Raw genomic sequence first — 11,452 nt, 5'->3', positions numbered from 1 at the left:
TGGTGAATTATCACTTTAGCGGCCGCTGAAATGCTAACGCGGATCTAAATGATAATGATTATATTATGCACAAAGAAACAGGCAGGTCTACCGTTGCGGACGCACCGTTCGAACGTCCGCAATGACACAGAACAGGCAGCCACAAGAACAACATTGAAAATGAGAATATTTTGCCTTAGGGTGCTGACTGCCCTAATTCTGTGACTGAGCTTGCCTGAGCCTACCTTATGCCCGCCTATTCCCACCCTGCATCACGACTCACCGCTGACGGCCTGCACGCTGGCTACGACACCAAGCGCATCCTGCAAGGGGTAGATATGGCTGTAGCGGAAGGCCAACTCACCGTGCTGCTAGGGCCCAATGGCAGCGGCAAATCGACCCTGCTGAAAACGCTGGCGCGCACGCTGACGCCCAGCGGCGGGCATGTCTATCTCGATGGCAAGGACATTCATCGCAGCAACACCCGGGAGGTCGCCCAGCGGCTAGGCATTTTGCCGCAAGGCCCCATCGCCGCCCAGGGGTTGAGCGTAAAACAGCTGGTGGGGATGGGGCGCTTCCCCCACCAAGGGTTTTGGAAAAAAGATCCACAGCAGGATGCCAACGCCATCGCCGAAGCCATGGCCTATATGCACGTGACCGAGTTTGCCGACCGAGATGTGGAAGCGCTCTCTGGCGGCCAGCGCCAGCGCTGCTGGATCGCGATGGTGCTCGCCCAGCAGACCGATTTGATTTTGCTGGATGAACCCACCACCTTTTTAGACTTGAAGGTGCAGGTAGAGCTGTTGGCGCTGCTATCTCGGCTGGCCCACGACCATGGCCGCACGCTGCTGCTGGTACTGCACGACTTGAATCTCGCCGCCGCTTACGCCGACCACCTAGTCATGATGCGCGACGGGCAAATCGTCATCAGCGGCACGCCAAGCGATGTGTTCACCGCGGCCAACCTAAAGCGCGTCTTCGACTTGGATGCTCACATTCTGCGCGACCCCGCTAGCGGCAGCCCAGTGTGCGTGCCCTTCACCTCGGCGACGTTACAGGCAGCCCTATGAACCACACCTTCTGCGCGGATTTAAGCCGTGAACAGCACGACCCGCTGGCCGGTAGCGCCGCTCATGCCGAGCGCAACTTACTGCTTAGCTGGCCGCGCGCGAAGTGGCAGCGCAAACTACACCACGCCAGCGATATGAGCGATTCATTAAAGCAAACGCTAGATACGCTGGCTGACGATGGCCTGCGCATCAACCTGATCCCCAGCCGGGCATGGAAAAGTACCAGCATCAGCTTTTTCTGATGCCGGAGAGGCGCCGCTTTCGCGTGGCACGATGGGAGTTAGAGGCGTTCTTCGGCGCCTTTCAAAGTGGCACCCGCCTTAGCCAGTGGGAGCAGCCAGCGATGCGCAATGATTTGGTTCTTTGCTGTACCCACGGCACCAAAGATAAGTGCTGCGCGAAGTACGGTTATAAAACGTTCAAAGCGCTAGCCAGCACGGTAGCTGAGCACCCGCTGCCGTTCGAAGTGTGGGAGAGCAGCCACCTCGGCGGCTGCCGACTCGCCGCCAGCGTGATCGTGCTGCCAAACGTGCGCAAATATGGGCGTATTACGCCAGAACAAGCGCTGTCCTTCTTACAGGCCGAAGCCCGCCAACAGCGCTTTTTGCCCGGATACCGCGGCAGCTCACAGCTCACTCCCGCACAGCAGAGTGCTGAAATCGCTGCGTTGACGCAGCTCAGCACGGAGGCAAGACAACCCACGTTGGCTCTGATCAGCGATCACGGCGACGACCAAGCGCGAGAGATACGCTTTCAGTGGCGGCTCGACCAGCAGCAGGGGGAACTGACCGTGCACTGCCAAGCCACCACTCTGTGGCGTGTGGATACCTGTGCTGACCTAGCGCAAGGCCCCACCGAAAGCACCGTATGGCACGCGATGGTGAATGGGTAGTACATAGACGAACAACAACGACGAACAACAACGCCCGGCTTAAAGCCGGGCGTTGTGGGTTGACGCTTACTGATCACTTACCAGCGGTACTTCACGCTGCCGATCACGCTGCGAGAAGCACCGTAATAGCAGTAGAAATCGCAGCCGCTCACGTACTCTTCATCGGTGATATTGTTCACGTTCACCTGCGCGGCCCAGCTGTCGTTAATATCGTAGCTGGCCATGGCATCGTAAAGCGTGGTGGAAGGCACATCGCGGTTAATGCCGCCGCCAGGGCTCGGAGACGTTTCACCGATATAACGCACGCCCGCCCCAACGGAAAGCCCAGGCAAGCTGCTGCTCATATCGTAATCCAGCCACGCTGAGGCCATATGGAAAGGCACCAGCGGTACACGCTCATCCTGCTGGGCATCGCTAACATCGTAGCGCGCATCGGTGTAGGTATACGCCGCGGTGAGCTGTAGATCATCGGTGAGGTAGCCCACACCTTCAATCTCCACACCCTGGGAGCGACGCTCGCCAGCTTGCTCCTGCACCGGCGCGCTAGTGGAAATCAGCGTGTTGTCTTCTTCTACGTCAAACACGGCAACGGTCACATAGCCATCCACATCAAACGGGGCAATTTTCACACCGGCTTCTAGCTGGCTACCTTCCAGCGGCTCATAGCTAGCACCATCCGGCCCGATACCCGCGACAGGTGTAAACGACTCGCTGTAGCTAAGGTAAGGTGAAATGCCGTTATCGCCCAGGTACATGGCGCCAGCGGTGAGTGATAGCTGCTCGTCATCGTAGCCCTGGCTGCTGCTACCGGTGACATCGCTGAAGTCGTCGCTGCTATCCACGCTGTCGTAGCGTGCACCCGCGAGGAAGACCCATTTATCCGCGACGCGCAGCTGGTCCTGCACGTAAATACCAAACTGACGGCGGTCCACATCATGCTGGGTGGGGTCGCCGGTATCCGGCGCGGTAAAAGCGGCGTAATCCGGGTTGTAGAGGTCTACGGTATCGACGTTGGCGAAGAACGTAGAGCCATCGCCCAGGGTACGGAAGCTATCGCGGTTGGTGTAGTTCAGGTTCAACTCTTGATAGCCCGCGCCCACCAGCAATGTGTTTTCCGTGTTGTCGGTGTAGGTGCGTGCAATCAAGCGGTTATCGATGTTGAACGCATCGTACTCGCCGTCGCGATCAATCACGCCACGGGAAATACTGCGCGGCGGGGTAACAAACGAGTTGGGATAAACATTACGCAGCTCAAGATCTAAATGCGTATAGCGAGCGTTCTGTTGGAACTCCCACGTATCGTTGATCTGGTGCTCAAGCTCGTAACCAATGCCCACTTGGCGCTGATCTAAACGGTCGTAATCCGGCTGACCCAGGTTGGTCTCGGGGTCGATTTGGCCGAACGGAGAGTCGTTCAGCGTACCCAGTGCCGGGAAGAAACCGGTAGTGGGCACACCCTCATCTTTCTGCACGCTGGCTAGGAAAGTGACTGTGGTATCGTCGCTGACATCCATTTCCAGGCTAGGCGCAAAGTAGTAGCGCTCCTTCTCGCTACCGTTAAGTTCCCCTTCCCCATCGCGATAAAGCCCGACCATGCGGTAACGCATATCGTCACGCTCGGCCACCGGGCCAAAGACATCAATGCCCACCTGGCGATGCTGCGGGTTGCCCGCCTCAATTTCCAACGTGCCCTGTGGTTCGCTGGTCGGGCGCTTGCTGATGGCGTTAAGAACCCCGCCGGGCGGCGCTTCACCGTACAAAATAGAGGCCGGGCCTTTCAGTAAATCCACCCGCTCAACGCCAAACGTCTCATTCATCCACCAGAAGTAGCCGCCGGTGCGGAATAAACGCAGGCCATCTTGGTAGGTCGCACTTTCCGCGCTGAAGCCACGTAAGAAGAACCAATCCGTGTTGTTGTCATCGCCATAGGGCTGGGAAACAACGCCAGAACGATACTGGAACGTTTCGTCGTACTTATTAACGCCACGGGTTTCCAGCTCTTCTGCGCTCACGGTAGAGATCGCGCGAGGCGTTTCTACCTCGGGGGTATCTACCTTCAACGCGGTCGCGGTGACCACCGTGGTACCGGTATTGATGGTGTCTTCTTGAGCCAGTGCGGCCATCGGCGGAGCGAACAGCATTCCACCGAGCGACACCACCAGTGAACGGCGAACGGCAGCAGGCAACGGCGCGACGGAAAACGGCATGGTTTTACGGAGCATGAGTGAGTCTCATCGGGTATGAGGAGGTCGTTATAGTAAGACGAATGATACGGATTTTTATTCACAACCACAATCACTCTGGTGGGGCAAGAGGTTGGGGAGGAACGGGGTGTTCGAAGTAGGATCGGTGGAAGAACCAATAGAGACAAATGAGGTTTTGAGAAACTGCGAATATGGCAAAGGAGCCGTTTGCTGACGTTGGTCAGGGGCTTAAGAAGAAGGCAATCTAGGGGGAGAGACTTAGAATTGGTGGGCCCAGTAGGACTTGAACCTACGAACAAGGGATTATGAGTGCAACCAAACAAACTTTGGGATCGCGCCTGCAACGTGGAAACCAAGCAATATCATAGGGTTAGTATTTTCCATTATGTACACTACTTACACGGTAAACACCCTGTTAGCAGCCAGATGACAACCAGGCGGCGACCATATTTGCCGTCAGGTACAAGTCATAGCAACCGACAATGAGTAAAAAAGGAGTGTTCCGAATGAGCATTTTTGACGAACTGCAAGCATCACTGAAGGAAGCTATTAAGATCAACCAAGGCAAATCACAGCCCAGCCGCATCACACGCCATGAAGTGGCCGATGTAAAAGCCATACGCGCCAAGCTGCATGTCTCTCAGGCGGAATTTGCCAGCGCAATGGGAACCAGCGTGGATACGATCAAAAGCTGGGAAGCCAAGCGTCGTAATCCTACCGGGCTGGCAGCCAAAGTACTGGCCACTATTCAAGATAACCCCGCTTTTTACAATGAGCTTGCTTCACACTAAACTTATCGAACTCTAAGAATAACTCTCTATATACAGGCGTAGTTGGACATTCTTCTGTCGTATTTTGCATTAAATATGGCATGAGCAATGCGCCACTTTAAAATGGAAACCCTATATAAGCAATATAATCTCTTTGCTATTTTTAAATCAAAAATACGCTTCGGTTATAAAATCGAAGCTAATCATCTAACTCCCTATCACTTTGATTGATAACGCCATTTCTTTACGACAACATCAATTTTGTCTAAACTCATTCCACTTTGCTGCCAACCTTTATCAAAATCGATATCATTAGATCGAGGCAATTGCTCTTCTGATAAGCTACGAATCATTACTCTTGTGGGCAGCATCGCTGCTTGTCCTACAAAAATAGCTTCTTGCCGCCTTAGCCCTGAAAGCATTTTAGTCAAGCCAGACATTGAATCAGGCAATATACTTCGGACATGCTCTCTATCTGAATCATTAGTTATTCTTAAAACTATCCAAGAATTACATTGCGACAATACTGTTGCTTCAACTTCGCTCGGCCTTTGCGATACTAACAATAAACCAACCCCATATTTTCGCCCTTCTTTTGCTATCCGACGAATTGCAGATTGCGCAGCTTCGTACTGTGCTTCACCACGGTTAGGTACATATCGGTGAGCTTCTTCGCAAACTAACAACACTGGACTATTCTGACGTTCATCTTCTGTTTGCCAAACTTTAAGCTGGAACACGATTCTTGCTATTGCAGCACTAGCGACGCCAGCAACTTCATTAGGTACACCAGAGAGGTCGACAATTTGAACTGTTGTATTTTGATTTAAAAATTGATTAACGATTGCTGGCAATGGATCTTGCACACCATCCCAACTGTCCATCATAAATTTAAGTCGCCCGTCCTTCAGCAGTGAATCGATCTTTCGAATAACCTTGCTATAGTCTTCATGATCTTTTTTGTTAGAACCAGCAGGACGTTGTCGATTAATTGCTCCATCCAAGCCTTCAGAGTAAAGCTCTCCATCCCTCTTACCAAAATGATCTAACCCGTCTGTACTACCGAGTATATAAGGCACTGGAGAGTCGACAGTAAGCTGGTTTATATCGAGGTCTAATTTTTCTGCCGCCTGCTCACGTACAGCAATAAGAGCATTCTTTAAGATATTGGACTGAGAGGTTGCTGCATATTCAGTTTTTCCAACAAACAAACTTAATGATTCTTCTAGATCTTGTAACCAGTATGGCAGCTTTAATGAGCCTTCATCTGTTGATAGGCGCTGATGATGTGGAAAAGCTTTACCATATTCATTATGCGGATCGAGTATGATGATTTGGGGGTGCCAATATTTATGTTCAGCAATTTCACCCCGTTCAAGGATACTATGGATAACAGCTGCAACTGTACCTGACTTCCCTGAACCCGTTGAGCCTAGAATTGCCGTATGCTTGCCCAGCAGTTCATTTAGTTGTGCATAAATAGGGGAACCTTTAGAGCCAACATGTTCACCAATCTTAATTACCGCCCCCTTCGCATCGCCATAAATAAAACGAAGTTCTGATTTAGGAGTAAGATAAATAGGTTGCTGGGGTAATGGATAGTTTGCAACACCCCGCTCAAACTCAAGGGAGAAATCATGGTTACCTACTCTTCGCCATTCTCCTTCGCCAAACAAATCAGCTTCTATAATACGTTCATCAGATGAAGAAACATGCAGCCCATTTTCAAGCTGGTAGTCAGATTTCATGCGTAAGCGACTGACGAGCCCATAGATCGAACGACGACCAAAGTGTACCTTTATAATTGATCCAAACTGGCCGATGGGATAATTTTCACCAGCAAACACCCTGGACAGCTCCGAAATACCTGGATCTAGCTCTGCAATAATGCGAGAACCGTCTACCTCGATGATTTTTCCAACAGCCAGATTCTCAATTGGTTGAAGATATTTAATATCCATATCAAACACCCCCTTCAAGGATCTGAGTTAAGTTCTCAAACTTCCACCACTCAATGCTATTTTCAAAATTAGCTTTCTGATCAGCATGAAAAAAACCTTTGTCGGCAAAAATAAGCACTTGCTCATTAATAGTCGCATCATCGTACCAGCTACGTAGTATCCCAGTTGGTTCTTCTTCGCTAGTGAATACAACCACTGTTAAATTACCCTTGGATGCTTTTAAGCCACGTTCAATTTCTAAATTGATGTGCGCATCACCAAAACTATCGCCAGTAACTAGTAAAACTCTTTGACTGCCATTTTGAGGATTTAGCACATTCCGTGCTCTTTGCATCAAGTCCGCATAAGGATCGAGCTGAGTCTCGCGATATTTAGTCGAAGCAGGCCAAATCATGATTTTAGATCCCTGCTCTTTGCTACGTTTAAGGTGTGGTGCAACTCGTAAAGGTGTAGCTGTCACCGGATGCTCTGCCCAATTTATTGAGCCATGTAACTTAATTACGCGAGCATCCAAGCTTTTCTTCTCAAATGACACAGAATTCCACCACCCCGATACGCCTCCCTCTAAACCATCTGCATAACACAAATTTGACAGCGCTAATGCATCTTCAATCAAAGTGTCGTAATTCATTACCAAGTAGTCAATTGTTCCAGAAAAGGTATTTTTTCCTGGCCTTATAGGACGATGAAGTGCATGGACAAAACGCTCATGAGTTTCAGATTCAATTTCGATAAAGATAACTTCAAAAATAGCTTTTTTTATTTCTTCAATTGCAATAAGCAACTTTTCATTACTGTATTCTTTACCACCAATTAAAACATTATTTTCCTCTACATTAGGATTAACCTCGTCGCGAAGTTATTGACAGCCAATCGACCAACTCACTTAAATAGTCCTCTATATGTGAAGCTGGAGATGAGCCATTAAAGGAGGCTTGAATGGTGTTTAATATTTCTTTTGAGTCAGCCGATAGTTTTTGACTCTCAAGAGTTTTATCTGTCAACTCATTAGTAAGCGGCAAACCTGCACAGTGGCTAGCACCTGCACCGAGCAGAACCGCTTTCGAATGCAAAAGCAATTCTTCAAGCTTATTAATTGCTTCTCTGAATATTTTTTCATCTGAAAAACTAACGTCGAACGTCATTCTCGCTCCCTAGAGGTCAAATTCGAATTTTTATTCAATCGGACCATCACTAGAACCTACTGACTGCCCTAATTACTTTTAGCCAACATTACAGCAGCTTCATCGGTAATGATACGGGCAACTCATATCTCTATTACGCAGTCATAGCTAAAAGGCATTTATGCTATGGGCTAACTCTATCCGATCTACATTGGGTTGCGTTCAACTAGTGTGAGACTAGCTCACCAGTTGTGCAGTTTCTGTCTCGTAAACCACACCCATAATCGACCCATCTCGAATCCGCTGTACCGCCTCATCAATCACATGCAATGGCACCAAGAACCACTCGCGTGGCTTAACCGGGTGCCGAAGCGATCCTGAATAGTCAGCTCTAGCTGTGCGGGGGCAAAAATGCGATGGAAAAGCACTTCCAGTTTGCGGCGGTTAATACCGGCCAGCTTGTAGGTGGCGACAACCTCAACATTAGCCAGTAGGTAGGTGGCATCGTGGGCGGCGTTGGCTATGCGTGCTTCGACCTTGCCACCTGTCACGCCGATTTTGTGGATCAGCTCCCGGTGTTCCGCCACAAACGGATGTTCTGACTGGCTGCGCAGCACGTAGATGGTGCCGCTTTCTATGTCGTCCTCTTCCCAGGTTTCACTGAAGCGGCTTTCATTGGGCTCTTGTTCAGCAAACAGAGGGCCGGCATCTGGCTCAGTAATACGGCGGCTGGCTTCATCTTTGTAAAGCGCTCTTACCAATGAAAGGCGTTGCCGATTGCTTTTCGTGCCGTTGGAGAAAATAACCCGCAGGCGAGCATCTTTCTTGCCCTGGGGTGAATCAAACTCTTCACCCTCCTCGGCGACATAGGCCGTTTGCCCATCCACGATGAACCACTGCCCTACCTCGATGGTAGCGTTCTTACCGAATCGTCGCGTGGTTCTTAGCCCACTTTTCAGCTCGCTTTCTACTTTCTCAACCAGAGGCTGGAAGGTAGCAAAATCTGCGCACTTCTCTCTGTTGGCTACCTCTTCAGCGACACGCTTCTCCACACTAGAGCGAACATGCTTTAGCTCGGTAAGCTCAGACGCCCCAGAAATCCCTGAAAGCTCAGTAAGCAAGGCGTCATCGTCCATCGCCTCTGTTACGTCCACGTCGCTGATACTGTCGCCATCCAGCAAGCCTTGGTAATCAAGGGACTCCACTAAGAATCGACACTCCTCAAGCGAACGAATGCGATCAATACGCACGGCATAGAGCCGTTCAAAAATATCGTTACCTTCACCGTGCTGCGGGGCCCGGCCATGCTGGCCAACAAAGCGCTGAATCTCTTCAAAACCAGCGATGATGCGCTCTTCACGTGCCGAAAGGCCTTTCTTCTTCTCGGGTTTGAGCTAACTCATCTAGCTCGGTGCGCAAGTCGTCCAGATCAGTCATAACGCCCCTCATCTTTAAAGCGCACGAATGCAGAAGCACCTTCGGCCATGCGTTTTTCCCAGGCATCTTGAGAGCTAATAGAAGGCAAACGCCCTCGCTCTTTCTTAAATTTGACCGCTCTCATAGCAAGCTCTTTGGCTTCATCTGTTGCCAGGTTGGTACGTTTACCAGAGATGACGGCGGCTACTTACTTCAAACTGTCTTCGCTCATGCTCTTGGCCAGAATCGCGTAGGCCTCGCTGAAAGGGTTAATGCGATCAATCAAACCAATGTCGAGCTCCCGCCCGTCCATCGCGAACTTGCGCACGCCGGCTATCAGCGCTGTGTTCGGCTTTGGCTCATTACTACCAAGATCAACGGCCTCGCTACCCGCCAGCATTAGCTTGGCCTGCTGGGTGAGGTTGAGCGCTGCGATGGCGTGTTGGCGAACGGCTTCTTGGTCTTGCTCGTCCAGATTGGGGTAGCGCTCTTTGATAATCTTGCCCATGCGTACCTGGGTAAGCTCTTCGGGCACCAGTTCTTCATCAAACAAGCCACGCTCGATGGTGGTTTTGTCTTGCACAAAACCGGTAATCACTTCATTCAGGTCTTCTTGGCAAATCCGGGCGGCTTCTTCGCTTTTCGGTTCCGCCAGCCCTTTGATTTCGATGTGATACTTACCGGTTTCTTCGTTAACGCCCACATTGCATTTACCAGGGTTGTAGCCCTCGTCACCGTAGTCAAATCCCTCTTGCGGGCCGCTGGTAGGGTTTTTTGGCTTGAACTCAAAGCGCGGTGCCAGCACTTGTTCCATCAGCAGGCTGGCAGCGATTGCCTTCAAGGTATCGTAATGGCTTCGGTAACGGCTTGTTCAGCCGCATCCGGTTCGGCGATCAGATTAGTGAAACGTGCCCGCGGTTTGCCCGGCGCATCCCGTGTGGCGCGACCGATGATCTGCACAATCTCCGTTAGGCTGGAACGGTAGCCTACCGTTAAAGCATGTTCGCACCAGATCCAATCAAACCCTTCTTTTGCCATGCCCAGGGCAATGATGATGTCCACATGGTCACGATTGTGCTTCTGCGCTGGGTCTTTCAGTGCGCTCGATACTCGCTCACGCTTGGTTGAATCATCGTCTACCAAGTCAGCAATTTTTAGCAGCCGACCTTCCGGCGTTTCACCAGTTGAAAACCGGTAGTCGGGTCAGCCCCCTGCCACTCCCCCAGCGCTTCGATGATGTGCTCAACCTCACGCACCTTATCCTTGGAGCTCTCACGTGAATTAACGTTGGGGATATGAAGAATAGTCTTCTCAGCAGGGTCGAGCACCTTGAGAATGTCGTCAGCATAGGAGCCTGAATAGAAGTAGTAGCCGATATCCAGCTGCTTCAGGTACTCATAACCGTTGAGCTGCTCGTAATAGGTGTAGGTCACCGTATCAAAACGCGACTCATCCTGCGGGGCTAGCACCGCTTCGGTGTCCCCTCGGAAGTAAGAGCCGGTCATCGCGACGATATGCACCTTATCGCGATTGATGAAGCCGCCCAGATGAGCACCTAGCTTATTGTCGGGGTTCGCCGAAACGTGGTGGAACTCATCTACGGCGATTAAGCAATTATCAAAGGCTGCCATCCCAAACTGATCAATCGCAAAACGGAACGTAGCATGGGTACACACCAACACCTTGTCGCTGCTTTCAAGGAAAGCGCCCAGAGATTTGACCTTGCCGCCATTGTCCGTGCCCGGCGCGTTGCACAGGTTCCATTTGGGTTCTACATGCCAATCAGCCCAGAAGCCGTAGTTGCTTAGCTGCTCGTCATTAAAGCTGGAGCCGATAGATTTTTCTGGCACTACAATAATGGCCTGTTTGAGCCCTTGGTTATGCAGCTTGTCCAGTGCAATAAACATGAGGGCGCGGCTTTTGCCCGATGCGGGTGGTGATTTGATCAGCAGGTACTGCTCGCCTCGCCGCTCATAGGCACGCTCTTGCATGGGCCGCATGCCAAGCTCATTGGACGTGGTAGAACTGCCATTGCT

13 protein-coding genes are annotated in these 11,452 nt (G+C 51.0%); 4 read left to right on the top strand and 9 right to left on the bottom strand.

Annotation, left to right across the window (positions count from 1 at the left end; genetic code table 11):
• The first annotated feature begins 227 nt into the window (after positions 1–227).
• The 3 genes from B4967_RS08885 to B4967_RS08880 are packed head-to-tail and all read left to right on the top strand — an operon-like array spanning position 228 to position 1,941.
• Complete coding sequence (locus tag B4967_RS08885) at positions 228–1,049, top strand: ABC transporter ATP-binding protein (protein ID WP_083024785.1); 822 nt, start codon at positions 228–230, stop codon at positions 1,047–1,049.
• Positions 1,046–1,291, top strand: coding sequence for a hypothetical protein (locus tag B4967_RS19160; protein ID WP_243470437.1), 246 nt, complete (start codon positions 1,046–1,048; stop codon positions 1,289–1,291). Before B4967_RS08885 ends, B4967_RS19160 begins: the two co-directional genes overlap by 4 nt.
• A 23-nt stretch (positions 1,292–1,314) precedes the next feature.
• Positions 1,315–1,941, top strand: coding sequence for a sucrase ferredoxin (locus tag B4967_RS08880; protein ID WP_243470436.1), 627 nt, complete (start codon positions 1,315–1,317; stop codon positions 1,939–1,941).
• A 77-nt stretch (positions 1,942–2,018) separates the two neighbouring features.
• Here B4967_RS08880 and B4967_RS08875 read toward each other — a convergent pair whose 3' ends face one another.
• Positions 2,019–4,163, bottom strand: coding sequence for a TonB-dependent siderophore receptor (locus tag B4967_RS08875; protein ID WP_083024784.1), 2,145 nt, complete (start codon positions 4,161–4,163; stop codon positions 2,019–2,021).
• A gap of 488 nt (positions 4,164–4,651) precedes the next feature.
• Between B4967_RS08875 and nadS the strand changes: the two genes are divergently transcribed.
• Positions 4,652–4,936, top strand: a complete 285-nt coding sequence (gene nadS, locus B4967_RS08870; protein WP_083024782.1) for a NadS family protein — start codon at positions 4,652–4,654, stop codon at positions 4,934–4,936.
• A gap of 197 nt (positions 4,937–5,133) precedes the next feature.
• Here the strand turns inward: nadS and B4967_RS08865 are convergent, their stop codons facing one another.
• The 8 genes from B4967_RS08865 to B4967_RS21510 all read right to left on the bottom strand — a co-directional run bounded on the left by B4967_RS08865 (position 5,134) and on the right by B4967_RS21510 (position 11,416).
• Entirely contained in the window at positions 5,134–6,876 is a 1,743-nt protein-coding gene (locus tag B4967_RS08865) for an ATP-binding protein (protein WP_083024781.1), read from the bottom strand.
• Between the two features lies 1 nt (position 6,877).
• Complete coding sequence (locus tag B4967_RS08860; RefSeq protein WP_243470435.1) at positions 6,878–7,660, bottom strand: SIR2 family protein; 783 nt, start codon at positions 7,658–7,660, stop codon at positions 6,878–6,880.
• 58 nt (positions 7,661–7,718) lie between these two features.
• Positions 7,719–8,021 (bottom strand): hypothetical protein, encoded by a 303-nt coding sequence (locus B4967_RS19155; protein ID WP_243470434.1) that lies wholly within the window; start codon positions 8,019–8,021, stop codon positions 7,719–7,721.
• A 299-nt stretch (positions 8,022–8,320) separates the two neighbouring features.
• Positions 8,321–9,250: a GIY-YIG nuclease family protein gene (locus B4967_RS08855; RefSeq protein WP_243470433.1), complete on the bottom strand. Its 930-nt coding sequence runs from the start codon at positions 9,248–9,250 to the stop codon at positions 8,321–8,323.
• 179 nt (positions 9,251–9,429) lie between these two features.
• The gene (locus B4967_RS21525; protein ID WP_279384675.1) at positions 9,430–9,561 is read right to left on the bottom strand and encodes a hypothetical protein; all 132 of its coding nucleotides are present in this window, start codon (positions 9,559–9,561) and stop codon (positions 9,430–9,432) included.
• A gap of 63 nt (positions 9,562–9,624) precedes the next feature.
• A complete protein-coding gene (locus B4967_RS21520) occupies positions 9,625–10,257 on the bottom strand; it encodes a hypothetical protein (protein WP_243470432.1) in 633 nt (210 codons plus the stop codon).
• Positions 10,254–10,559, bottom strand: a complete 306-nt coding sequence (locus B4967_RS21515; RefSeq protein WP_243470431.1) for a hypothetical protein — start codon at positions 10,557–10,559, stop codon at positions 10,254–10,256. Before B4967_RS21515 ends, B4967_RS21520 begins: the two co-directional genes overlap by 4 nt.
• An 11-nt stretch (positions 10,560–10,570) precedes the next feature.
• Entirely contained in the window at positions 10,571–11,416 is an 846-nt protein-coding gene (locus B4967_RS21510; protein WP_243470430.1) for a DEAD/DEAH box helicase, read from the bottom strand.
• Positions 11,417–11,452: the final 36 nt, after the last annotated feature.

The organism is Vreelandella lionensis, from assembly GCF_002087295.1.
GTDB lineage: Bacteria > Pseudomonadota > Gammaproteobacteria > Pseudomonadales > Halomonadaceae > Vreelandella > Vreelandella lionensis.
This window is presented reverse-complemented; position numbering and strand designations above follow the sequence as displayed.